A 23,788-nucleotide genomic window follows, 5' to 3' on the forward strand; every position below is an offset into this window, starting at 1 on the left:
AAAAAAGCTGTTGGGATTATCCCAACAGCCCTTAAGTCTTTTAAGCTTACTTACTGTAAAAGACCTGTTCTGAAAGCTTTAACTGTAGAGTCAGTTAGGCTTAGCTCTAAATTGTCTTGGTTAGCAAAGCCTGTAACATCCTTGATTGTGATTTGTCCAGATCCGAAACCGGAATCAGAAGAAACGAAACTATCAAAGCTTACTACATTTGCTGAAGGCTCTGATACTCTGATAACCGCTTTCTTACCAGATGCATCTTCGAGAGTAACTGTAGCATTAGAAGCAAGCTCTAAAGCATGACCAAATGCAGGGTTATTCAAGAATCCAAGTTGTAACCTATCACCGATACCCACTACACGATCACTGTTTCCATCAAAAGTTACATTAGTAAGGGCAAAAGCACCTTCTAGTATGGTTGGTACTTGAGCAACATTAGCATTTGTTGTAGCAACTTGATTATTCAATGAAGCAGATGATGATTCTGGAGCAAATTGCAATGCAATTAGGCTGTTTGCCTGATTTTGATCCAAGCTTGAAGCTTGAACAACCCAGTTACCATTAGCATCAACAACGGATTCTCCAACAAGTGCATCAGTACCTTGCTCAAAAGTTCCGGCTACACCTTTGTCTTTGAATACTTGTACTTTATTACCAGGCTTACCTTTACCAGTTACTCGGTAGTTAACTCCATCGTAACGTACAACTTCATCTGGATTAGTAACACTAATAGCTGGCCCCTGAGTTACATCGCTAGTGATTGTGAATGTAGAGTTATTTGCACTAATACTCTTATAATCAATTACTAAAGCATCTCCACTTGAAATCGCTGCTTCGAAATCAGCCATAGTTACTCTTCTATTGTCAATAAAGAAGTTATCGTTGCTATCCCAGCTATACTTCAAAGCATCACCGATAGAAGTGCTATCCTGATAAACAAGATATTTGTCATTTTTGTTTACATAGAAGTCTGTACCAGTCGCTCCTAGAGTAAACTGATTGACGTAGCTTGTTGGTGCTGGAACATAGAAGTAAGTTGCTGCACCTGTTACGTACTTTTCTGTTGCATAGTTCGGAACTCCATTTTTATTAGTATCAAGTGTTACAACTGGATACACTACTGAAGATTCACTATCATCGCCAGCTGGTGATGTAACTGTGAAAGTCACTTTACCATCTAGACCAACAGTTCCTTCCCACGCTTGACCAACAGCAAATGCTAACGGTTCAGCAGATGAACCAGTTGTTGGCTTTGCTGAAGTATTGATTCCAGTCTTTAGACCCTCAACTGAAGATAGAACTGTATCAGAGTTAGTCAAAGTACCTCTATTGCTGTCACCGTAAAGACGGATAGTAGCTTCACCAGTATAAGGTGAACCATCGGCATTTTTAACAGTTACCGTGTAAGTTCTTGTTTTACCAACTTCTAAACGCGCCACATCTGTAGCATCAACAACGATTGAATCATCAGCTGGGTTAGCTGCTTTAGTGAAGGAAAGACCAGTTGATACACCTTTGTAAGAAAGTACATAAGCCTTACCAGCAACTTGAGTAGTTGTAGTTAGCGTTACAGTTTTTCTGTCGCTAGATACTGAAGCAGCAGTTACCTGAAGTCCATTATCGAAAGTGAATTGTCCAGCTGGAAGAACTGCATCAACAGCTTTGCTGAATTTCACTTCTACTGTAGTATCGTTCACACGAGTAACAGAAGTTACTTGTAGTGGAAGAGAAGCTACTACATCATCACGATTTTTAGTTAATTCAGTTTTCCACTGATCAACTTGTGGAAGAAGAGCATTTGCTTCATTGATATGCTTTGAAGCTTCTTCAAGCTTGCCAGCTTTAACATCAGCAGCAGCAAGATCAAGTTCCATCTTAACTGTCACTTCAACTTTAACAGAGTTTACAACTCTCTCAGCTGGAGCTTTGTAGTTTTCAAGAATAAGGTCACGAGTTGATTGACCATATACACGGTAAAGCAATTTAGCTTGCTTGCGAATTTCGCGAGTTACATTGTGGTAGTTTGTTTCAACTGCATCAAGGTTGTTAGCGCTGATTGCTTTTTCAAGTTCAGCTTGGAAACCTTTGATTTTTTCTCCAGCAGTTAAAGCATCGATATATGCTTGTGCACGTGCAATTTGCACATCAGCAGCTTGCAGGCGTGCTTCGTATAATACTTTTTGAGATCCGCTAACTTTTGCAACAGCTGCTTTAGCTTTTGCAGTAGCGTCTTTTGTTAAGTTGTAAATTGCCCATGGACGAGTTTTGCCGTCAGCAGTACCTTCTAATGAGATTGCCCATTTAAGAGCACCTGCTGCAGTTTCTGCGTCTTTGACTAGTTGATCTACATTTACAGCTGCATCAGCTTGGTTAGCTGGAGCTGCTGCTACGAATGCTGTAGCGGCGATTGCTGTAGAAGTAGCGAGTTTGATTGCTTTCTTCTTCATAAACTTGTATTCTCCCTTCAGCTATGTAGTGCTTTTTTATTTTGTAGCAATGAATACCAATGGTTGTTTATACCTATTTATTCACCGCTTACCTAACTAGTAAAAAAGTATACTAGAGACTCAAATTAATTGCAATAGTTTCCAACTAATTATTTTTTTGGTAAACAGCCAATAAATTTCCACCTTTGGTCTTCTTTTCAATACTAATACATATCTTACTAAATTTCTACAATTTTCTATTAAAAAATGCTTATTTTAATAAATTTGTAATAAATTTACTTATAACCTCTGGTAAATTCACACCCTGCTATTCTATTCACTTTTTTTCCAATTATAACGTAATAAATTAAAAAAATGGGTGTTTCGGAAAATTTTTCATGTACTTTCTTTCTAAATTTGGTAAACTATTCTTTAGAAGGTACTTTCCTTCCAAAAGGACACTGCTTTCTTTAAACTTGTATTTAGTACAGCGTACTAACCTTCTGCTTCAGCGCGGGGAAAAAAGCTGCCAATAACTGGCGGCTTTTTTCTTTTTAAAGCTGGTACATTCAGCCTATCCGTTGTAAAATTACTTTTATACATAAATGGAAAGAAAAGGTGGATTACTATGAAAAAAGGATTAAACCTCTTTGTCGCCCTCGTCTTGATTGGAACTGCTGTGTTATCTTTTCATTCTATTAAAGGATATGCAGCGACTATTCCAACGATCGAGCATACCTATCCTTCGTCCAATGATCAGTATGTGCCTGTTGATACGGACATTAAGATTGAATTTAACGATAAGGTGCTAAAAGTGGCATCAGGTTCCATAACTGTCTTTGAAGATGGATATTACGTTCCTCTTGATATCAAGGAATATAGGAAAATCGGAAACACTGTATCTGTCATTTTAAGCAAGCCGTTAGACTTTAATAAGACATATACAGTTGAAATTTTCGGAAACTCAGTGACATTAAGCAACGGGCAGTATGCTCAAAATATGAATTTCTCCTTCCGAACTAACTACTATGACTTTTATGAACTGATGGTGATTAATGAAAAGCGCCTTAAAGACATGCTTGCATCCTACTCACCAAGACAGATTATGGCCGTGGCACCAAAAAAGTACATTAATGAAGTAACTGTGCTTCATAAGCAGCAAGGTGCGATTCAGGAAGAACAGTCTTCCACTAATGGGATTACCAATATAGATGTTGTAACTAAATCAGAAGATGTAAGTTATGTTCATGTTGATATTATGAAGGGCGATAAGGTATTGAAAAATCAGTATGCCAGCAAAGTGACTGCCGATCCAAACGGCAAGACACAGTCCAAGGGCGATACTTTTACCTTTGATGTCGGTTTTTCGAAGATGCCGGATTTCTATGATGTGAGGATTAAGGTATTTAACAGCACCAATAAGCAAATAGATGAGAAAGTTGTGAAGTTCTCTGCCGCTGAGAAAGTGATAACAGAATACAATGAGTCTTATAAATACGAAACAGATGGTGCCGTCATATCGTTCCATGAGCTCTTGTCCGATGAAAAGCTGTTCAGCAGCCTGCTCAGTGAGCATAATATCCGTGATTTAAAAGTACAGGTTGTGGATAGATAATGTTTGGCAAGAAAACCGTTTTAGTTCTTTTGCTGCTATTGATACCTATTAGTCTAAGAAGCTATGCTGCTACAGAAGAGGTTCGTCTTGATGCGAGAGTGATCAGCGATCCCCAGAAAAGCTGGAGCATCACTTTCAACCACCCTATCAATAAGGGGTCGGTGAAAAAGGAAAACGTGTACATTATTGATCATACTGGAAAGCGGATCAGCACCTCCTTAAAGGTTTCTGGTGATGATAACAAGCTCAACATTTCCCCTAATACCCCTTACTCAAAGGATAAAACCTATTTTTTGCATATTAAGGGAAATCTTCGTTCCGGGGAGAAGCTTTATTTGAATCAGCATACGATTGTTCCTTTTGCTTTGGAGGGGGGAGAAGCTGCTAAGAGCTTTGATGAGAAAGCAAACGGAGCTTCAAGTGCCGGCAAAAGCCTGGCGGCCGGAAATCGCAGTTCATCAAACTCAAGCAGCTCTAAGCCTGCTGCTTCAGGAAGCGTTAAAGAAGAAAAACCTCAGCATATCCTGAAGGCTGAAGTAAAAAAACATAGCCACTTTGCAGAAATCACAGTTGCTGTAAGTGATCAGGTGACAAGTGTTAAAGCTGGTTCGGCTGAGCTTGATTATAAAGGGAATAACCAGTTTATTCTATATAAGCCTGGTGTTGAGGCTGGGGATAAGATTTTGATCAAAGGATACAGCATGTCCAAAAAGGTATTGGAAACAAAGGAGATCATTGTTCCGTAATGAAGAAGAAATCACCGTATAAATTGATGTTGATTAATATGCTGGTATTTACGCTGATATTGGTGAATATAGCCATGTGGCCGAAGATTATTTCAAAGCTGAGTCCTGAGGAAGAGCAGGCTGAAGTTCCTGTGGCAGGCACTGCTGCCGGGAAGGATCAGAGTTCTTTTGAAAGCAGCTCAGATGGAGAGAAGGCTGCGGGAGAAGGACAAGCTGATTCTTCGGAAGTTCAGACTACGGAAGAAGAAGTTTTTAAAATAGTAGAAATAAAATGAAACTTTTCCGCTGGGTGCCTCGTCTTAATATGTGACACTGGTTCATTGAGCAGTGAATGGTCCATGGCTGGTGCTTACCTAACTAGGCAGATCGCTCTGCCTCCTTTAAGCTGGTACAGAGATTGTCTCTGCTGCCGGCTTTTTCTTTTTTCTTTGGTAAAGATAAGGTGCGGTGATGTAATTTGGATATGAAATTGTTAGCTATTATTTTATTTACAATCATTATACATACAAGCGAGACTCTGGCTTACAGCATCCGCCTTGGCGGCGTGAGGCTGCGGAAGATTGCTGTCTCCCTCTCGTTGACAGGGATTGTATTATTGGTAGCGCGGACTTCCAATCTGGTACAGGCTCCCTTGCTTGGCGGTGTGATTGATAGTGCGAGGGTAGACAAAGCCATTAATGTTGAAGGGATTTTCCGGCTTGTTCTGCTTAGTGCATCTGTAGGTACTCTGCTGGCCATTATACTGTTTCCCACTTTCACTAAACTGGCTATCTTTGTGATTAAGCGCTTTGAGGCAGAAGGTTCTGTGTTTGCATTGGTCAGTGCGACTAATATAAGCAAACTTAAAAAGACCGGCTCTTATGTGAGGCGGCCAAGGTTTCAGATGTTCGAGAAGCTGAGGGTCGGCGGCATTCCAAAGCGGATCATGTTGATGAACATGATTGTGACGGCCATTTATACGACCGGGATCCTTTCTGCTTTGTATGCTTCACTGGTAAGTCCGGATCATTCCACAGCTTCCAGCATGGCGACGGGGCTTATTAACGGATTTGCGACGATTCTGCTGACATTGGTATTGGATCCTCGCATCGCGCTTTTGACCGAGAAGGCGCTGACTGAACAAGGTGGAGCTGATAATATGGCTAAGATGTACGGCTGGCTTATGATATCACGGTTCTGCGGGACTTTGCTTGCTCAGCTGCTGTTTTTGCCTGCTGCTTATTGGATTGCCTGGGTTAGCGGTGTTTTGAATTAGGGTCAGACCCCTACTAAGGACCTAGTATTCATTGTTATGGGTCCCTGTGTTCCGTCTGTTGAACGTTATTGGCTTAAAGATTACATAGGCATACAGGAGGCAAAAGAGCCCTGGGATGATGAAGAATAGAAAACTTCCCAATTTAGTGTTTATAAGGTTCAGGAGATAGCCGGCTTTTGGGATGGTTATGCCGGTGTAGAAGCCGGTGATTTGCATGGGCAGGACTGCTTCCTTGTCTGGAAATTGATTTTCATCCCCCTGTGTGACAAAAGAAATGTTGCTTCTCTGTTCATTTACACTAACTATTCTGTGGGTTACTGAATGATTATCTTTTGTATAGGTTATGATGTTACCTGCAGTAAGTTTTTTTATGTCATAGGACTTTTTCATAATGGCAATAGAGCCTGTCGGGATAACAGGCTCCATTGAACCGGATAAGACCTGTTTGGCTTCATAGCCAAACAGGCTTGGGCTTTCTCCTTTCAGTTTGGATGAAAGCAAGGAAAAGATCATAAGTATTGATAGAGCGATAAGAAAATAATATAGGGATTTAAGCAGCAGCTTCATTGGCAGTAATCCTGTTATCCTGCTGGATTAGTATCTTCATTGGATTGCTGCTGTTCTGGCTCAGCCTGCTTGTCTTGGACAGGTTGTTCTGATTCTTTTGTTTCTTCAGCAGCAGCTGGTTTGTCTTCTTTTGGCTCATTATTACCTGTATCTGATTTTTCATCTGCCTTCTTCTTTTGTTCTTCTGCCTGTTTCTCTTCATCCTTCTTCTTCTGTTCCTCTAGCTTTTTCAGTTCTTCTTCTTCCTGCTTCTCTTTTTCCTTCAGCTTTTTAAGGCGCTCTTTTTCTTCCTCTTCTTCAATTAGCTTTTGTATCTGGGTGTCAATGCTTGCAATTTCCTGCTCAAGGCTGGTTATCTTTGATTTGAGGCTTTCAATCTCAGCTCCAAGGGCCTTGATAATGTCTTCGAATTGTTTGGATTGCTCTTCAAATTGTTTTACTTGTTCTTCGGTCTGCTTGATTGCTTCTTCCATTTTCTCTGTGTTTTTAGTGTTTTTTTCTTCAATTGCTGTTAAAGCTTTAAAGATCATATAGAAAAAATCAGGTTCATATCTGCATTCTTCTACCAATTTCTCTGCCTCTTCTATAAACTTCTTAATTTCTTTAAATTTCTCTATTTTATTTTGGATGGTTTCTTTTACTTCAGGCAGCGCCTCACCAGCTATCTTTCCCAGTGCTGTCTGCAATGCTTGTAGTTCATTTGAAAGCTCAGTGATTTGGCTTATTTCATCGGTATTGGATTGGATTTCACCATTAGCTGCAGTAATTTTAGATGACAACTGAGCCTGAATCGCCTTTAAGCCTTCAACGGTCGATGAATCGCCAGAAGGGGCTGATGAGGTTGGCGGCGCCTCTCCTTCTGAATTTTCTTTTGTCATCTCCCCTGCTTTTTTGGTGAAGTCATCGATTTTGAGTTCCTCAATTTTACTCAAAGCTTCTTCAAGATCTTCTTCCATCTCCTTGGCCAGTTCTTCAGCCTTCTCTTTCTGTTCTTCTATGTATTTCGGGAATATGACGCATGCGCCAATGGCCATTTCCTGTTCTTCTGTGTCATTAAACTCACCATATGTCGGAGTCGCCAGCTTTGCACCTCCAAGCAGTATGGAAGAAATGGCAATGCTAGAAGTAAGCACCCTTCTCATCCGCTTCCTTTTCTGTTCCAGCCTCTTCTGTTTCCGCACAGATCTTGGATCCATGAACAATCCCCCTTTTATTCTCTATAAAGAACAACAAAAGCAAAAAAATAAGATTCCTTTGGGTATATTAATACTATAATTATACATTACAAGAAGTAAAATTCAATCGTTTTTTCTTTATTAAGAACTTTTGTAGGTATAAAGTAGGGGTCAGACCCCTACTTTAACCTCTAGATAAATTCCCTTTGCCATCTTCTTGGCGGTGCTGCTTGTCCATTTTGGGTGAATGAGGAGCAGGTAATGGCCTTTTGGCTGGAGGTTGGCTTTTGGCGTGATGGTCATGCTTCGGCTGCTGTTTGCTTTAACCTCTACCGGGACCTCTTGGCCGCCCAATTGGATTAGCTGGACGTCTTCCGGTTTTAGGCCGGACCAGTTCATGTCCATATTCATGACTACTTTAAAGGTTTTTGTGACCGGTACGCTATTGAGTGCAGTCAGTTTGAGATAGCCGGGATACTGCGATAGGAGCTGGTCCCTGTGTGATACTTGCAGTTCTTCGTTTACAGATGTTATTACATCAGGCTTTACTCCGACCTTGTTGACGGGCGTACCTTTTGGTGAATAGAAATGGGCTGTTGTCAGCTTTAGGAAACTGTTGTCACTCAGGGCAAACAGGGTTTGCATAGATCCTTTCCCGAATGAGTTCTGGCCGTATAGCACCGCTCCCTTCTGCTCCTTCACAGATGCCGAGAGCATTTCAGAAGCACTCGCACTATATGTGTTGATTAATATATGAGCTGGCTTGGTGAAGTGAACCTTTTGCGGTATGCTTTTATTCACTTCTTCAATTCCGTTCCTATCACGGAGCTGGAAAGCATCCTTCACACCAGGGAAGAAGCCAGCTATTTCCTGGGCTGCCGACACATGACCCCCTCCGTTATTGCGGAGGTCTAGTATCCAGCTTTTTGTTTCTGGCATGCTTTTGATGGCTGCCTCGATTTCTGCAGCTGAATTTTCGGCAAAGCTGTTCAGTCTGATGAATCCTATATCTCCTCCCAGAATTTCAGTTTCTGTATTAGGGAGATGGAGCACCTCTCTTATTAGTGTTTTAGTTATTTTTTCGTTCGTCTGTGATTTTGTTATCGCCAGCTCCACTGTCGTTCCGGCTTTTCCAGAGATCAAGGATATGGCATATTGGACAGACTCCCCTGCCAGGCTTTTTCCTCCGGCATTGGTGATAATATCCCCCGCTTCAAGACCTGCCTTCTTGGCCGGGCCATCATCAATGACAGAGAGAATTTTAATGCCTGCCTTGTCTTCTTCCAACGTGACACCGATTCCGACGAGCTCTCGTTCGATTGTACGAAAGAATTTCTCGTATTCATCTGCGGACATATAGACAGAGTAAGGGTCCAGATAGTCTGTGATCCTCTTTGCAGTGGGCTGTTCCAGGACGTGGTCCGGAACATCTTCTATATAATAGTTGCTTATGATCTGCCTGATCTCGTTTAGCGGTTCTGCTGCTGAAGCGGTCTGTGCAGAAAACAGCAGCAGGAAGGCCGTCAGGCCTGTTAGGGCAGTCCTCAATAGTTTCATTTCTGTTCCTCCATAGATAGGTTGATATATAACTATTTTAGTATTATTATCCATATTTTGATAGGGTCCAATAAGGACTTTTCAGTCTTGTTATCTTTTATTTGATACGCGGCATGGCCGATAGGTCCCTCATTTGTTTCCTTTCTGTCATCTAGCTGGTACAGACTTACATATTCCGGAAGGATAATGCCTTTCTTCCTGTCTTTTCTTTTGGCAGTAAATGAGGAATTTCGACATGCTTCCCCCCCTGATATACTGGGTAAAGTATACGGATTTATGACTTTATTTGTGGAGGGACGTATTAATTGAAGGCTAAAACTCTATCTTTCTTTGTTTTTACGGTAATGTTTTTGGCAGGACTGGCTGCTGCAGACGGAGAGGCTTCGGCTAAAAAGCTGGATGCTCCGCACATCAAGCAAATGCCCGAGCTTCCGAGAGGCTGTGAGGTTACTAGTCTCAGCATGCTGCTGCAGGACCAGGGCGTGAATGTCGGCAAAATGCAGCTGGCCAAGGAAGTGAAAAAGGTTCCATTCAAGACGAATGGCGTTTATGGAAATCCTTACGATGGATTTGTGGGCAATATGTATACATTTGGCCTTCCCGGTCTTGGTGTTTATCATGGGCCAATCTTCGATTTGGCTGACAAGTATTTGCATGGCAGAGTGGTTGATTTTACAGGAAGCAGCCCTTCTGCCATTTATAAGGCTATCGATATGGGAAGTCCTGTCTGGGTTATCACAAATTCACAATTCAAGCAGCTGCCGAGCAGTTATTTCCAGACGTGGAATACTTCAAGCGGCAATCTGAAGATTACATATAAAGAACATTCTGTTCTTGTGACTGGCTATGACAGCCAGTATGTCTACATAAATGATCCTTTGTATAATAAGAAGAACCGCGCTGTGCCGCGCAAGGATTTCGAGGCTTCCTGGATTCAGATGGGCAGCCAGGCGATTGCGGCCATCCCGAAGGCTGATTGGGATAAAGAGCTTTCGGCTGGCCAGATCGGCAAGCTGACCATCATGAAGCCGATTACGCTTTGGGATCGTACAAGCACCGGGCTGAAAGCCGGCCGAGTGCTGGAGCCGTTTGAGACATTACAGGTCTGTGGTTATGACGGACATTACGGCGGGCAATACAAACTGTGCGGCGGAGGCTATGTCACCAATATGGCGGGCTATATCCGTTATGAGACACCGCCTTCCAGCATGCTGCAGGAAAGGGCAATGGCTGATGCACAGAAGGTCCTGGCTGCGGCGAAGTCCTATGCAGGAAGCCTGAAGTGGGAGATTCAGGCGGATTATCGGAAAGGCAAATACCCTGGTGATGTGTCCGGTTATCCAAATATGACCTATTTCAATAAAACGAAGGAATATTTGAATCTGTCCCAGGCTGCCATCGGACGGGTTGGGGATGCGGCTAAGAAACAGGCTTTACAGAATGAACTGAATGCAGATGTTATCACTTATTATAGACGAGCTGTCGGCTATATTGATGCTGTCACATCCGGGAAGAAGCTTGTCGATATGGCATATTCCATGGATGTTGCAGTCTTGGGCGACCCGCTTGGAGATACTGGTGAAGCGAAGTATCACCAGCTGTCGGCGGAAGTTCGAAAAAATGCGGTTCTTCTGTACCGCGTGTATGGACAGTCGACACGGGAGGCTGTGCTCACTGCCTATAAGAAGCCGGCTGAGGACATGATTGCCAAGCACCGGTATACCGTAACAGCTAAAATGATGCTGGATGACTTTAAAGCCCTTGATCAGGCGAGGGTGGCGCCTGAAGAGTATAATCAGCAGGCAGCAGAGCTGAAGGCTGTTGTTGGGCAGATTAAGGATGCTGGGGTTCGGGAAAGGTTTCTGGCGGAGTTAAAGTAAAGGCTGGGGTCAGACCCCTACGAAAGTAGGGGTCTGACCCTGTTTTAACGCATAGGATTAGAGGTATAGAGTTAAGGCACATATACTAATCTGGGAGGTCATTACGCTTAAAAAAATCAGTATATTGGGAATTGCCGCTGTTTTGTCAGTTGGATTGCTCTTTATGCCTTCTTCTTCTCCTGCCAAAGCAGCAGAGCTGATTGGGGTTCCTTGGGGGAAAACGATCCTGATTCCATCACAGATCGGGAAAGTTACTCTTTTGAAGGATTCCCCTCTTTATAAACTGTCGAGCGATGGCAAGCTTCTGCCTGGAGGCTCCAGGGTTAAAGGAAGCGAGTTCCGTGTGTATCAGTATCAGGATGTTCATGGCGGGCTGTATGGATTGGGGGCTGGCCTTTTTATCAAGAAAGATCCGGCGATGGTAAAGTATGAAACGCCTTCGACACATAAGAAGATGCAGCTGGCACGGGTTGTGTTCTTTGATGGCAATATCCTTACCCAGCTGGAAAAGGGCATCTTTAAGGGACAGCCATTCTCCATTGACGGCAGCACTGATATAAAAAAGGTCTTTGATTATTACAAACATGAACCTGTATCGGTGGAATATCAAAACGATGCATTGGCCCAGAGGTTTGGGCAGTACAGCTATTATAACTATTACCCGTACGATCAGCATGTCTATGCTATCTCATGGTTCAATGATTATCTTGTTCCGATCACTCCGCATATCATCAGGGAAAGAATCGGCAAGCCGAATTGGGAAGGCATCAGTGACATGGACAGCGTTTGGACAATGAAGTATACCCGAGGCGGCTATGAGCTCTATTTCACCTTTGATAAAGGGAAAGATTCGCAGCTGAATAATATTTTGCTGAAGGCAATTGATTGAGTGATAAAAGAAGAGGGTCTGACCCCTACTTTCGTAGGGGTCAGACCCTCTTCTTCGTTTGCTTTTAGACTCCCGCCAAATGCGGTATAATAAAGGAATATGTATTTTATCGGAATGCTGTTGTTTTTGTGTGCTTTTTTTGTGTTTTTTCACCCGGTTCCAGCCGGGTTAGAGTATAGGGGGGATTGTTATGGCGCAGATTCCTGAGCGGTATTTGGAGGGGCTGCAGTTTGCGGCGGGCGAGCTTAGGAGCCTGCTGAGGCCGGAGGACCAGGAAGATCAGAAGGTGGTCCAGAAGGGCCTGCTACTGTATCATCAGGGGCTTGTGCATCAGGTGAATTATGAGGGTGACCAGATTACGGCCGTGGTCCAGGATGTGACGCCTGCGCGGGTGACGCTTGATCTTGACTTCATTAACCATAGTGAATGCTCCTGTCCATTTGAAGGGTTCTGCCGGCACCGGATGGCTGCGTTTTTCTATCTGCTGTCCCAGGGCAGCAGTGTGGCCGCCTGGCTTGATGACTGGCGCCAGCCGGTCAAGGAAACAAAATCGGCGGCCCTGCAGGGTCTGAAGACGGCAAGGGATCTGCTGAAGGCGAACAAACAGCAGCAGGAGCCGGATTATGATAACTGGAAATCTTCTATTGAAGAAAGCTTTGATAAAATCCTGCTGGGCCAGGGTGACCCGAAGCCTTATGTGATAGCCGAGCTGTTTCAGGTCCATCTGCGGCGGCTCAGGGCGGCAGCGCCGGTCGAGCAGGAATGGCGGCTTCTTTATATGCTGATTGCGCATATTGTTTCTTTTAAAAAGCTTATCTCCCTAAGCATGGAGCTCGGCTATTTCGAGGATACGATCAACCGCTATTACCGCCACCTCTTCCACCTCATGACCGAAGAAGCAGCGGATATTACAGGCAAGCTGACGGTCCAGTCAGTGCCTTTTGCGTTTGACGAATTCATCGGGAAGCTGAAAGAGGAAACAGCAGAGCTTCTGACGAACGATTTTGAGATTGAGTATGAGCGCGCTCACCTCTACCGCCTGCTCTGGACTCATCTCTTCAAGAGCAAAGAATGGCGGGAAGAGGAAGTCAAGAAGCTTAACAGCATTCAGGAGGAGACAACAATGCCCCTGGTTGTGGGGGTGACCCATCTTTATATCCTCCTGCGTGAGGATGAAGATGCAATGAATATCATCCAGGTCCCGAATGCGGCGATGACGCCTTATCTTTTATACTGGCTTGATTATTTCACCAGCCTTAAAGAATGGAAGCGGATGACTCCGTTTGCCGAGGTATTTGTTTCACGGCTGAAGGAGTATCTTGGCTGGAACAATGACTATAATGCCAGCATGGATTTTTCCAGAATGGCTTTGAGGGCACTGCGCCCCTATACCGGCGAGATGCGGAGGCCTGATCTGTATGAGAAAGCCATGATCCAGACGCTGCCGTACAGCTACCGGGAATATGAGGATGTTCTTTTTGAACAGGAAAACTATGAAAAGTGGGCAGAGCTCCAGGCTTATATCGGTTTTGATATCAGCATGCTCCCTTCTGAGCGGATCAAAAGGATTCAGCAGGCCGAGCCTGAGATCCTGCTTGGGCTTTACCATCAGTCTGTGCAGGGCCATATAAATATGAAGAGCCGGGATCATTACCGGGAAGCTGTCCGTAAGATGAAGAAGCTGCGGACCATCTACAAGAAATTGAAGCGGCAGGATGACTGGGAGCTTTTTCTGGAAATAATTCTGGAAAAGACCAGACGGCTGCGTGCCTTTCATGAAGAATGCAAAAGGGGTAAGCTGATTGATGCTTAAAACACGGTTTATAAAAGTGAACGTCCAACTATTTGATAAGAACACTTTTTTCATTGGAGCTTCTGATGAGCATGACAGATGGATGGTGCCGAACGAGTGGCAGAACCTTTTGTTCAACAATCATAAGGAAAGTTTTTTCGGGACGATGCTCCCACAGTCTGAGCTGGAGGGCGCCCCTGGACTCTTGATCAACGGCTGGCAGCTGGCTACGCTGTTTGCGAATGAGCAGTTCAACCGCCTGATCGAATGGGACTGGGATGAAACAGCCGAGATCTGCCTTGCTGCCGGACATGCGCTTGAGGAATCCATCCTTGAAAAAGAATGGGTCCCTGACTTTAAGGCATGGGAAAAGAATGAGTTCCACTGGGCACTGCCCGAGAATGTCCTTTATGAATTTGATGATTCCTTCTGGGAGCGCCCCCTTGCTGAAGAAGAAGAGGGCAGCTCTGTCAAAGGCTTCGTCCAGCATTGGTTTGACCGCTCTCTGAATGATTATTTGAACCGGAATAAAGAAATGAAAGAAATGTTTGGGCAAAAGATAGACAGCCTGCAGAACGAAGATATCGCGCCAAGCCAGCTGGCTGCTTATTTTGACGAAGAAAGCTGGCAGGAATGGATCGGGCTGAAGGAAAATGATGTGCCTTTTACAATCGGCCTGAAGCTTGAGGAGCCTGCTGATATCGACAGCTTCTGGGACTTGTCTGTTTTCCTGCGCGGAAAGAAGAACCCTGATCTGTTTGTCGATTACCGGGATGAAAGCAACTATCCGCGCGGCTGGCATAAATATCAGGAAGTCATTGAACGGGAGCAGCAGCGCTGGATCAATGTCTTTCCATGGCTGAACGGCGATCGCGGGCTCTCTACCCGCCTGACAGAAGACGAAGCCTGGACTTTCCTGACTGAAGCAAGTGAAACGCTGCTTGCTCTTGGCGTCGAGATTCTCCTTCCTTCCTGGTGGCAGGCGATGAAAAATGCGAGCATGAAGGTGAAGGCGAAGGTTAAAGGGAATTCCGGCAGCCACCGCCCTTCCTTCGTCGGCCTGCAGGCGATGCTTGATTATGACTGGCGCTTCAGCATGAACGGGGTTGAGCTGTCAGAAGATGAGTTCAATAAACTCGTTGAAGAAAAGCGCCGCCTCGTCTATATCCGCGGCCGCTGGATCAAGCTTGACCACGGCTTCATCCGCCAGATTCAGGATCTGATGAAAAAAGCGGAAAAAGAAGGGCTGCATGTCCGCGATTTGATTGAGCAGGAATTGTCCGGAGAAGATGGTTCAGAAGATGAGCTTGATAATCCCAAGGCATTCGCCCGTATCCAGATTGAATTGAACCGGCAGTGGAAGCAGATGGTGAAGCAGCTTCGCGAGGTAAACAACATCCCGCTGGCTGAACCGCCGGCTGCCCTTCACGGCGAACTGCGTCCATACCAGCAGCTCGGGATGAGCTGGCTGTTATTCCTTAGGAAATACGGCTTCGGCGCGATCCTTGCTGATGACATGGGACTCGGAAAAACGGTCCAGCTCATCTCTTACTTATTAAAAGTGCGCGAGCAGGAGCAAGAAGGAGCCTCTCTTATCATTTGCCCGACGTCAGTGCTCGGCAACTGGCAAAAAGAGATTGAACGCTTTGCCCCTGACCTTAAGGTGTATCTCCATTATGGACAGAATCGCCTGAAGGGGCAGATGTTCACTGAAGAAGCTGAGAAAGCGGATATTGTCTTAACTTCCTACGGTTTAACCCATCTGGATCTCGCGGATTTTGAGGCTGTCACCTGGAGCTCGATCAGCATTGATGAGGCCCAGAATATTAAAAATTCGCAGACCAAGCAGTCCCGGGCAGTCCGGAAGCTGCGCGGCAAGCATCATATTGCCCTGACCGGGACGCCGATGGAAAACCGGCTCAGCGAGCTGTGGTCAATTTTTGATTTTACCAATCACGGCTATCTTGGCAGTCTCGGGCAGTTCCAGAAAAAGTTCATCCTCCCGATCGAGAAGGAAGATGAAAAAGAAAAAGTCCAGCAGCTCCAGGCAATCATCCGCCCCTTCCTCCTGCGCCGGACGAAGAAGGACAAAGAAGTCGCACTGAACCTGCCGGATAAGGTGGAGCAAAAGGAATATTGCCCGCTGACCGCAGAACAGGCCTCACTCTATGAGCAGCTGGTCAAGGATACATTTGCCGAGATTGAGAAGCTGTCAGGCTTTGAGCGCAAAGGGCTGATCCTTCAGCTGCTGAGCCGCCTGAAGCAGCTTTGCAATCACCCGGCTCTTTACCTGAAGGAAGAGAAGCCGTCCCATCTGCTCGAACGGTCATCCAAGCTCGAAAAGCTGAATGCCCTCGTCGATGCCGTTCTGGAGCAGGAGGAAAGCTGCCTTATTTTCACCCAGTACATTGAGATGGGGCGCATGATCCAGAAAATCATGAAAAAGCGGCACGGAATCGATGTGCCATTCCTGAACGGGAGTGTCTCAAAAAATGAGCGCGACCGAATGATCACCAGGTTTCAGAATGGGGAATTCCCTGTCTTCCTGCTGTCCCTGAAGGCAGGCGGGACCGGATTGAATCTGACAGCGGCGAACCATGTTATCCACTATGACCGCTGGTGGAACCCGGCTGTGGAAAACCAGGCGACAGACCGTGCCTACCGGATCGGCCAGGAACGGTTCGTCCACGTTCACAAGTTGATCTGCACAGGAACCTTGGAAGAGAAAATTGATCTGATGCTCGAGAAAAAGCAAACCCTCAACGACCAGGTCATCCAAAGCGAAAGCTGGATCACGGAGCTGTCCACCGAGGAACTCCGCGACCTTGTTCATCTGGTTTAAATATTATAGAGTCCGCTTCTGTCTTTTGTATTCCGCAAGAGACGGCAGCGGATTTTTTTCTTTAGTTTTCACCCGGCTGTCAGGCACCTTGATGGCAAATGACACTTTATTCCTGCTGGTTTTTAACAGAAAGCCCGATAAGAGGCTATAGCTGATGCAGCTGTTTTCACGGATGAGATTCACCCGGCCGTCCGGCTCGTCTTCATATTGCATCAGCCGGACATCACTTTGATATATTTTGGAATAGATATGGTGTGAGGTGTATTGATCAAGGAGGATTTGGCAGAAGTGTGCTGATGGGTAGGGCTTCAGCAGCTGAAGGGCGTCAAAAAAGCCTGGCTTGAAATCAAGGTTGATTTCCTTCGCAGCTGTTCTTTGGAAATAAAGCTGGTGTTTCATCCTTTTCGGGTTTTTCTCCATATACAATTTGCACTCCTTTTATTTTGGAATCTGTTTCCAATTGTAATTTCGACAGCTTTCTTCAATTTCCTTTAATCTTTTTTCTGAATGTGCTTTATTTTCACGATAATTAACGTGAACTATTTGCACATACAACTTATTCTTTTCTGATTCTCGTTAGATTAAAGAAAAGCGATAAACGAGGGTGGACAAGATGAGCTTAGGAGATAAGCTGAAAGAATTGCGGGATGCGAGAAATTGGAAACAAGAGTACGTAGCTGATCTGATGAAGATAGACCGTTCTACCATCAGCCGTTATGAAAATGGCAAGAGCATACCTCCCTACCAGACAGTCCTTCAATTCGCAGAGATTTTCGGCGCAGAAAAAGAATACCTGATTGGAGAACTTGATGAAATGCTGAAGGATGCCACTGCATCATATGTACTGGCGGAAAATCCTGATGATCTGGACTTGGAAATGATCCGCAGGCTCCTCGTACAGACTCCTTCCCTGAAAGAGGCACTGCTTGAACTGGCATCGCTGGACAGCAGGACAAATGAGTATATTTCCGGGATTCTGAAAGCGCTCATTAAAGAGCATAAGAAGTTTAGGAGAATGACTTAAATAGGCTGATATAGCGTTCTTTAGCGGGAGGCAAATTTTGTTTTTTGAGCGGATTCCCCGTGCCCTCATGCACAATTTAACTGTTTTACACAAATGATAAAGCCGGAACTCCCCGCAAGGGAATTCCGGCTTTATTCTTTATATTGCTTCTTTGCCCGGGTCTGGCTTGACAGGAGTGTCAGGCGTGCCTGGCAGTCCTGGAATATCAGGTTTTACAGGATTGCCCTTATCAGGAACTGGAGTTTCCCCTTTGTCAGGTGTTTCTCCTTTATCAGGCTCCTTTTCGCCTTTTTGCAGCTTATACAGATCAATGGTTTTCGCTGTTTTATTGCCTGCAAGGTCAACTGCCTCAAAGACGAATTGGTTTGGACCGTCCTTCAGCTTCAGTTTTACCTTCTTAAGGACTTTCTCAATATTCCTCATTTCATAAGGCTCTTTGAACTCATTGTAGAACAGTTCGCTGCCATTAAGGGAAATGCGGAGCTCATCGAAATTGTCTGTTACCTTCACATTAACAACCGGGTCCTTCGCGTTGTGCTTTACATACATGCTGGACGGCAGCCCGGTTACTTCTACTCCTGGAGCTGCTGCATCGACCATCACTGTACGCTTGAAGGAAATAGTATTATCAGCAGCGTCAGTTGCTTTTACTTCAAAAGAATGGACACCATCTTCGAAATGGAGGGTTGAAGTGAATTCATACTGTTCTTTCTCTTCATTGTATGTCAGCTCAACCTCTTGTCCGTTGATTGTGAACTCCTTCATCTCTGATTCTTCTTTAATAGAACCAGAAACATTCAAATCATTAGTATTATAGACTTCAAGTGCAGCAGGCTCGTCCAGGTATACATATGGAACGGTTTTGTCGTTGCTGCTTTCGCCGAGTTCAGCTTTTGCTTCGGCAGAATTTCCAGCGTTATCATATGCGACAACTGTAACTTCTTCTTTCTCATCCAATGCTTCCGGCAGTTCGAATTCTTCTGTATCAGCGCTTAACGGCTCAGAAAGAACGGTCTTTCCGTTTACAAGCACATCAAGATAAGACAAGCCGGATCCCTTTTCATTGTCGGCTGCTTCAATTTTTACAACCGTATTATTTTCTGTTAAGTTCGCTTTCACGCTTGGTGCAGCAGTATCCACTTTTACAGGAATCTTGACACTCTGCCATTCAGCACCCGCAAAATCTACTACTGTCTTAATCTCGAAATAATACTGGCCATCCTTAGCAACAGCATTATTCAGCTGGCCATTCCAGCCCCATGCCGGATTCAGCGTGTAATTGGCACCCGCTCCGCCGTCATAATAATGCTTGCGGAGATTGGTTTCCGTGCGCAGCTTTCTAAGCTCTTTTCCTTTTTCATTTGTGATGATGAATTCTGCCTTCTTGGCATTTCTCAGGAATGACAGGACAGGAATGATCTGATCCTGTACTTTGTCCCCGTTTGGAGAGATGGCAATGGCTTCTTTCTGGAATGCATCTTCTACAGGGTTGTAGCCCAGGTAGTTATAGCTGTCCGCGCTTTCTGATACAGCTCCGGCCATTCCGTAGAATGAGCTTTCATCATATTTTGTCCCATCCAAGATCGGTGCCTTGTCCCAGTCACCTTTGAAACCGACATAAGGGACTGTAAGCTCGGCGTTTACATCATTAGGGTCTTTCAGTGTTACATATCCTTCAACAAAGTAGCCGTTCGGGAACACTTCATCGATAGCTACCGGTATCTCCCAGTCGCCAGTGATTGAAGGCTCTACTACCTTTGCATTGCTCACATCAACAGATACCTTGATAGTCGCGATGCCTTTTGCCGGAATATTGACAGTGGTTGTATCCTGGCCGTTCACCTTGATGGAAGAGTCAAGGATCTTCTGTGCTTCAAGGCTGTCTGGATCCCAGCCCAGCTCGCCATATGCTGCAAAGTCTGTCTGCAGATTGGCAGCCACATCATACTTCACTTTCTTGTTGCTGTAGTTTTTCGCTTTCAATGTGAATTCGAAAGTATTTCCTACTTCTTTCAATGCCACTTTAGCTTCATCCGTTGATGCTTCGGTTACGATTACCGGAGACTGCAGGGCAGAGTTCAGCTGCATGATTCCTGAACCCTGGCGGCGCGGAGAGTAAGGAAGCTCCCAGCCGAATGCCGCATTTACAGTTCCCTGATCAATGATCGGCTTCGCTGTATTCATCATAAGGTTTTTCGCCATATTGACGCGATCAAAGCCTTCTACTGTAAATTCATTATCGACTCTTTCAAGGATCAGTGCAGAACCGCCGGCAACATGTGGTGCTGCCATGGAAGTACCGCTCATCATTCCGTACTTGTTATTTTCCAGTGTAGAATAAATTTGCCCGCCCGGCGCCGTGATTTCCGGTTTGAAATCAAGGTTCGGGGTCAGACCCCACGAAGTGAAGGCACTCATTTTGCCGCCTTCCGGGTTGGCTGATTTTACTTTTTCTCCATTGAATGTCAGTGTGACCTTCTCGCCTGCTTCAAGGGCTGCTTGAAGCTTGTCTCCATCCTGTTTCAGCATGAACAGCTGCGGGATTTTGATGGCAGGCTCTGTCTGCATGTTGACATAGCCGTCAGCATTGTTGTAAATGATGACGCCGACCGCACCTGCTGCCTGGGCATTCAGTGCTTTAACAGTAAATGCGAGCTCACCGCGCTTGATGAGCGCATATTTGCCTGCTACATTACCTAGTTCCTCCGGCTTGCCAAGACCGCCGTAGGCAACTTCAAATGTTTTTGTTTCCACACTGTTCGGGTGGACGCTTCCGGCAGAAAGGAATGCTGCCTTGCCGCTTTCCGAACCGAATGAATAGTTTACTGCATCAAGGTCCATATAAGCGTTTTCTATTGAAGCCACCTGCATTGAATCATAAGAAACTCCAGGAGAACCAGAAACACCTACGTCAGGGTTCGATGCCAAAGGATTGGCAAAGCCATTTCCGAAGTGGGCGGAGTTCCCTGCAGAGATGGACATAAGAATTCCGTTGTCTACGGCTCTTTCAACTGCTTTTTGCTCCTGGTCTTCCGGAGAAACAAAGCCTGCCGTAGAGCCAAGGCTCATATTCAGGACATCTGCCCCCAATACGATGGCATCATCGATTGCTTTAACATAGATATCACTGTATGTGCTTGGCATATTCGGATCATTACCGAATACCTTCAGCGCCAGGATCTGTGCTTCAGGGGCTACCCCTTTGATCCCGCCGTTTTCTTCATCGCCATTGGCGCCGACTGTACCGGAAACGTGCATTCCGTGCATAGAGGCATCAGGGCCGATGTCGCCGATAGTATTATTTTCATCCATATAGTTGTAGCCATAAGGCACTTTTTCGGTATAGTACTTTCCTTTAAGTGCATTGTTCTTCACGAATTTATTGACTTTGGATTTTGTCAATTCTTCTTTCGTTTCAGATGAAAGCACCATATCGCGGTGGTTCGGGTCCATACCCGTGTCGATGACACCGACAATCATGCCTTCTCCCTTGAAGCCGTATTCTCTCCAGGCTTCCTGTGCCTGGACAAGCTCCTTGCTGTATACCATGTCCGGCTGTTCTTCAGGACGGGTATACTCATTGACTACCTGTACATTGGAGACTTCGGCCAGTTCTTCAACCTTTTCGATATCTCCGTACATCATTTCGGCGCTGAAGCCGTTGACAACCGTTGTAAAGCTTTCATGCTCAATAAGCTTTACCCGGTTTTGCTTTGCTTTATTTTTAACCGCCTGCTGTTCAGTCAGTTTCTCGTTCTTAAGCTGTGTTTTTGTTGCATCAGGCAGCTCTTTATAGCGCTTGTTCTGCTTTTGTGCAACAAGAATCGCAGGCTCCGATTTCATTTCTACAATAACACGGACAATGTCAGTGTCTTTGTACTGCTTGTCCAATTCAGCCTTTTTGATCTGCTGGATTGTCTTTTGGTTCTGCTCCCCTTTTGTGCTCTTTGATTTTTCAGGCACAGCTGCTGCAGACACCGAGCTTGAAAACATTAAGAAAAATAAAGATAAAATAGCCAATAGCCTTTTAGTCGACTTCATGCTTTTCCCCCTTAAGCGGTAAGTTTATTCAGAATTTTTCTAATACTACATAAAGTTACCATATCGGAAAAAAGGATATTAAGGGGAAATAGTCACGATTGTGTTTGGTTTATGCTAGTCCTATAGGCTTATTTATTCGACTCTCGAAACAAATTCCGACACTATTACTCATACAAAAAAGAAAAATCCGGCGAATATCGCCGGAAAGAGGGGGAATTGAGGAAGTCATTGATTTTATCTATTGAGGTGGATGCTGCGCGGTTTTAGAGGAGATACCTAATGAATGCGGCGGATTTTTTGAAGTTGAAGTTTCTCTTGAGGCATACTGCGGAGGATGAATTCAAGCTGCTCTATCCTTTTTTCCAGCCGGCCTATCTTTTCATTGGACCTGCCGGTCATTTTGATCAGCATTTCTATGAGTGCTTCCAGGTTTTGTTCCCTGCTCAAACCTTTGCCGCCTCCTTTTGGCTGTTAGTGTCCCGTTTGGGTTCAAGGAAGCGGACCGACTCGGCCATAACCTCTGTTACAAACACCCGCTTTCCTTCCTGGTTTTCGTAGTTCCTCGTCTGAATCCGGCCTGTTATGCCAATCAAGGAACCTTTTTGGCAGTACTGGGCAGTGTTTTCGGCTGTTTTTTCCCATAATGTGCATTGGACAAAATCAGCCTCTATTTCTCCCTTCTGGTTCTTGAATTGCCTGTTGACGGCCACTGTGACATTTACAACCGATGTTCCAGCCGGGGTAATTTTCAGCTCCGGATTTTTTGTCAGCCTTCCTACCAGAATCACTTGATTGATCATTTCTCATCTCCTCTCTTCTTGATAATTTTATATTACAGGCTGTTCAGGAAATGGTAAAAGAGCGGAAACCGGTGTTTGTGCGGCACTTTTGCCGGACGAAGGCTCTTTTAGGCTGCTGAATTTAAATTTCTGTGCCATTTCAGTTATATAAAATTGAATTTTAGGTACCTCCGCCATTATTTTTCGACAATGCCAAAATTCGCTTTCAAAGAGTGCTGTGCTATAATTTTAGCAAGAACTATAAACCAGAACGGAGGCAATGATAATGAAGACATTTAAGTTGATCTCCCTGCAGATTGTCGAAGAAGAGGGCTTGAAGGATGTTACACTTGATGATGGCTTAATCATCAATAAAGAGGATGATCTAAGCAACTGGCTGATTGAAGCTTATATCGATAAAACATATCTTGATTACTTCAAAGCCGCCAAAGAAGAGAATAGAGAATTGACCGTCCAGGCTGTTATTACAAAAAAAGAGAATGATCCGGCTGCCTTTATCACTAAAGTTTCTTCTGTGAAAGAATTGGAGAACCATATCAGCATCCTTCTTGAAGGAAGTTTAAGAAGAACAAAAAGCGATTATGCTGAGCTGCTTCTTGATGATCTTGTGCAGCAAGGATTGGCTGGAGAGGCGCTGGTCATTGAATTTAAGCAGAAAATGAAGAGCAAGCCAAGACTGGCCGCCGCAAAGAAATAGGAAGCTCCTGAAAAGGGCTTCCTTTTTTCTGCATAAAAAAGAGCAGGTTCCCCCTGCTCTCCTCACTCATTATTTATCTTTATTATCATCATCCTGCATGTCAAGATCGTCTTCAATTGTATCTTCACCAGGATCATTATTATCTTCCATCATGTCTTTATCTTCGTCTGTGTTCATGTCGCCGTTTTCGCCATTATCGTCGATAACACCGTTGTCATCTTCGCTGATGTTGCCATTGTCTTCGTTATTGCCGTTCATGTCGCCGTTTTCGCCATTCATGTCGCCTTCTTCTACAGGCGTGTTGTCGTCTTCCGGAGGCGGCTCCTGGTCATTATTGCAGCCTGCCAAAACCATTGCTGAAAGAACCGATCCGCCAATTAGTGTTAAAAGCCTTTTCTTCATAAGTAAAAAGCTCCCTTCTGGTTGTGTATAGTTTATCGACCTTGGTCTTTTCATAGGATGTCCAAAAAAAGAAACAACTTGCA

19 protein-coding genes are annotated in these 23,788 nt (G+C 44.8%); 10 read left to right on the plus strand and 9 right to left on the minus strand.

Annotation, left to right across the window (positions count from 1 at the left end):
- Positions 1–50: 50 nt before the first annotated feature.
- Positions 51–2,444 carry a hypothetical protein gene (locus AC4E8B_RS22740; protein WP_490215756.1) on the minus strand — a complete coding sequence of 798 codons (2,394 nt, stop codon included), beginning with the start codon at positions 2,442–2,444 and terminating at the stop codon, positions 51–53.
- 607 nt (positions 2,445–3,051) lie between these two features.
- Between AC4E8B_RS22740 and AC4E8B_RS22745 the strand changes: the two genes are divergently transcribed.
- The 4 genes from AC4E8B_RS22745 to AC4E8B_RS22760 all read left to right on the plus strand — a co-directional run bounded on the left by AC4E8B_RS22745 (position 3,052) and on the right by AC4E8B_RS22760 (position 6,039).
- The gene (locus AC4E8B_RS22745) at positions 3,052–4,038 is read left to right on the plus strand and encodes an Ig-like domain-containing domain (RefSeq protein ID WP_490215757.1); all 987 of its coding nucleotides are present in this window, start codon (positions 3,052–3,054) and stop codon (positions 4,036–4,038) included.
- Positions 4,038–4,784: an Ig-like domain-containing domain gene (locus tag AC4E8B_RS22750; RefSeq protein WP_490215759.1), complete on the plus strand. Its 747-nt coding sequence runs from the start codon at positions 4,038–4,040 to the stop codon at positions 4,782–4,784. The genes AC4E8B_RS22745 and AC4E8B_RS22750 overlap by 1 nt, the downstream gene beginning before the upstream one ends.
- Positions 4,784–5,059, plus strand: a complete 276-nt coding sequence (locus AC4E8B_RS22755; protein ID WP_490215761.1) for a hypothetical protein — start codon at positions 4,784–4,786, stop codon at positions 5,057–5,059. Before AC4E8B_RS22750 ends, AC4E8B_RS22755 begins: the two co-directional genes overlap by 1 nt.
- Before the next feature lie 182 nt (positions 5,060–5,241).
- Positions 5,242–6,039 (plus strand): lipid II flippase Amj family protein, encoded by a 798-nt coding sequence (locus AC4E8B_RS22760; RefSeq protein ID WP_490215762.1) that lies wholly within the window; start codon positions 5,242–5,244, stop codon positions 6,037–6,039.
- A 21-nt stretch (positions 6,040–6,060) separates the two neighbouring features.
- On the opposite strand, the gene AC4E8B_RS22765 is transcribed toward AC4E8B_RS22760, so the two are convergent.
- The 3 genes from AC4E8B_RS22765 to AC4E8B_RS22775 all read right to left on the minus strand — a co-directional run bounded on the left by AC4E8B_RS22765 (position 6,061) and on the right by AC4E8B_RS22775 (position 9,338).
- A complete protein-coding gene (locus AC4E8B_RS22765; RefSeq protein ID WP_490215764.1) occupies positions 6,061–6,606 on the minus strand; it encodes a signal peptidase I in 546 nt (181 codons plus the stop codon).
- A 14-nt stretch (positions 6,607–6,620) separates the two neighbouring features.
- Positions 6,621–7,802, minus strand: a complete 1,182-nt coding sequence (locus AC4E8B_RS22770; protein ID WP_490215765.1) for a hypothetical protein — start codon at positions 7,800–7,802, stop codon at positions 6,621–6,623.
- Between the two features lie 150 nt (positions 7,803–7,952).
- Positions 7,953–9,338 (minus strand): S41 family peptidase, encoded by a 1,386-nt coding sequence (locus tag AC4E8B_RS22775; protein WP_490215766.1) that lies wholly within the window; start codon positions 9,336–9,338, stop codon positions 7,953–7,955.
- Between the two features lie 305 nt (positions 9,339–9,643).
- On the opposite strand from AC4E8B_RS22775, the gene AC4E8B_RS22780 reads away from it, so the two are divergent.
- From AC4E8B_RS22780 to AC4E8B_RS22795, 4 genes are all read left to right on the plus strand, one after another.
- Positions 9,644–11,218: a C39 family peptidase gene (locus AC4E8B_RS22780; RefSeq protein WP_490215767.1), complete on the plus strand. Its 1,575-nt coding sequence runs from the start codon at positions 9,644–9,646 to the stop codon at positions 11,216–11,218.
- A 163-nt stretch (positions 11,219–11,381) separates the two neighbouring features.
- Positions 11,382–12,107 carry a hypothetical protein gene (locus AC4E8B_RS22785; RefSeq protein WP_490215768.1) on the plus strand — a complete coding sequence of 242 codons (726 nt, stop codon included), beginning with the start codon at positions 11,382–11,384 and terminating at the stop codon, positions 12,105–12,107.
- Positions 12,108–12,297: 190 nt separating this feature from the next.
- Complete coding sequence (locus tag AC4E8B_RS22790) at positions 12,298–13,920, plus strand: SWIM zinc finger family protein (RefSeq protein WP_490215770.1); 1,623 nt, start codon at positions 12,298–12,300, stop codon at positions 13,918–13,920.
- Positions 13,913–16,741, plus strand: a complete 2,829-nt coding sequence (locus AC4E8B_RS22795) for a DEAD/DEAH box helicase (RefSeq protein WP_490219853.1) — start codon at positions 13,913–13,915, stop codon at positions 16,739–16,741. The genes AC4E8B_RS22790 and AC4E8B_RS22795 overlap by 8 nt, the downstream gene beginning before the upstream one ends.
- Before the next feature lie 3 nt (positions 16,742–16,744).
- Here the strand turns inward: AC4E8B_RS22795 and AC4E8B_RS22800 are convergent, their stop codons facing one another.
- Complete coding sequence (locus AC4E8B_RS22800; protein ID WP_490215772.1) at positions 16,745–17,161, minus strand: hypothetical protein; 417 nt, start codon at positions 17,159–17,161, stop codon at positions 16,745–16,747.
- Between the two features lie 193 nt (positions 17,162–17,354).
- Here AC4E8B_RS22800 and AC4E8B_RS22805 point away from each other — a divergent pair, with 193 nt between their 5' ends.
- On the plus strand, positions 17,355–17,765 hold the full coding sequence (locus AC4E8B_RS22805) for a helix-turn-helix domain-containing protein (RefSeq protein ID WP_490215773.1): 411 nt from the start codon (positions 17,355–17,357) through the stop codon (positions 17,763–17,765).
- Between the two features lie 138 nt (positions 17,766–17,903).
- Here the strand turns inward: AC4E8B_RS22805 and AC4E8B_RS22810 are convergent, their stop codons facing one another.
- The 3 genes from AC4E8B_RS22810 to ssb form a co-directional block, all read right to left on the minus strand.
- Positions 17,904–21,806 carry a S8 family serine peptidase gene (locus AC4E8B_RS22810; protein ID WP_490215774.1) on the minus strand — a complete coding sequence of 1,301 codons (3,903 nt, stop codon included), beginning with the start codon at positions 21,804–21,806 and terminating at the stop codon, positions 17,904–17,906.
- Positions 21,807–22,082: 276 nt separating this feature from the next.
- Complete coding sequence (locus AC4E8B_RS22815) at positions 22,083–22,253, minus strand: hypothetical protein (protein WP_490215776.1); 171 nt, start codon at positions 22,251–22,253, stop codon at positions 22,083–22,085.
- On the minus strand, positions 22,250–22,606 hold the full coding sequence (gene ssb / locus AC4E8B_RS22820) for a single-stranded DNA-binding protein (RefSeq protein WP_490215778.1): 357 nt from the start codon (positions 22,604–22,606) through the stop codon (positions 22,250–22,252). Before ssb ends, AC4E8B_RS22815 begins: the two co-directional genes overlap by 4 nt.
- A gap of 265 nt (positions 22,607–22,871) precedes the next feature.
- On the opposite strand from ssb, the gene AC4E8B_RS22825 reads away from it, so the two are divergent.
- Positions 22,872–23,303 (plus strand): YwpF-like family protein, encoded by a 432-nt coding sequence (locus AC4E8B_RS22825; protein ID WP_490215780.1) that lies wholly within the window; start codon positions 22,872–22,874, stop codon positions 23,301–23,303.
- Between the two features lie 69 nt (positions 23,304–23,372).
- On the opposite strand, the gene AC4E8B_RS22830 is transcribed toward AC4E8B_RS22825, so the two are convergent.
- Entirely contained in the window at positions 23,373–23,705 is a 333-nt protein-coding gene (locus tag AC4E8B_RS22830) for a hypothetical protein (protein WP_490215781.1), read from the minus strand.
- Positions 23,706–23,788 lie beyond the last annotated feature (83 nt).

Source organism: Bacillus sp. SRL543, from assembly GCF_984799205.1.

What these genes read in the sequence shown, in the direction of transcription:
- AC4E8B_RS22790 (WP_490215770.1), top strand. Translation starts at nt 12,298, where the DNA reads ATGGCGCAGATTCCTGAGCGGTATTTGGAGGGGCTGCAGTTTGCGGCG.
- AC4E8B_RS22745 (WP_490215757.1), top strand. Translation starts at nt 3,052, where the DNA reads ATGAAAAAAGGATTAAACCTCTTTGTCGCCCTCGTCTTGATTGGAACT.
- AC4E8B_RS22795 (WP_490219853.1), top strand. Translation starts at nt 13,913, where the DNA reads ATGCTTAAAACACGGTTTATAAAAGTGAACGTCCAACTATTTGATAAG.
- AC4E8B_RS22740 (WP_490215756.1), bottom strand. Translation starts at nt 2,444, where the DNA reads ATGAAGAAGAAAGCAATCAAACTCGCTACTTCTACAGCAATCGCCGCT.
- AC4E8B_RS22785 (WP_490215768.1), top strand. Translation starts at nt 11,382, where the DNA reads ATGCCTTCTTCTTCTCCTGCCAAAGCAGCAGAGCTGATTGGGGTTCCT.
- AC4E8B_RS22775 (WP_490215766.1), bottom strand. Translation starts at nt 9,338, where the DNA reads ATGAAACTATTGAGGACTGCCCTAACAGGCCTGACGGCCTTCCTGCTG.
- AC4E8B_RS22830 (WP_490215781.1), bottom strand. Translation starts at nt 23,705, where the DNA reads ATGAAGAAAAGGCTTTTAACACTAATTGGCGGATCGGTTCTTTCAGCA.
- AC4E8B_RS22750 (WP_490215759.1), top strand. Translation starts at nt 4,038, where the DNA reads ATGTTTGGCAAGAAAACCGTTTTAGTTCTTTTGCTGCTATTGATACCT.
- AC4E8B_RS22800 (WP_490215772.1), bottom strand. Translation starts at nt 17,161, where the DNA reads ATGGAGAAAAACCCGAAAAGGATGAAACACCAGCTTTATTTCCAAAGA.
- AC4E8B_RS22805 (WP_490215773.1), top strand. Translation starts at nt 17,355, where the DNA reads ATGAGCTTAGGAGATAAGCTGAAAGAATTGCGGGATGCGAGAAATTGG.
- AC4E8B_RS22810 (WP_490215774.1), bottom strand. Translation starts at nt 21,806, where the DNA reads ATGAAGTCGACTAAAAGGCTATTGGCTATTTTATCTTTATTTTTCTTA.
- AC4E8B_RS22825 (WP_490215780.1), top strand. Translation starts at nt 22,872, where the DNA reads ATGAAGACATTTAAGTTGATCTCCCTGCAGATTGTCGAAGAAGAGGGC.
- AC4E8B_RS22755 (WP_490215761.1), top strand. Translation starts at nt 4,784, where the DNA reads ATGAAGAAGAAATCACCGTATAAATTGATGTTGATTAATATGCTGGTA.
- ssb (WP_490215778.1), bottom strand. Translation starts at nt 22,606, where the DNA reads ATGATCAATCAAGTGATTCTGGTAGGAAGGCTGACAAAAAATCCGGAG.
- AC4E8B_RS22765 (WP_490215764.1), bottom strand. Translation starts at nt 6,606, where the DNA reads ATGAAGCTGCTGCTTAAATCCCTATATTATTTTCTTATCGCTCTATCA.
- AC4E8B_RS22770 (WP_490215765.1), bottom strand. Translation starts at nt 7,802, where the DNA reads ATGGATCCAAGATCTGTGCGGAAACAGAAGAGGCTGGAACAGAAAAGG.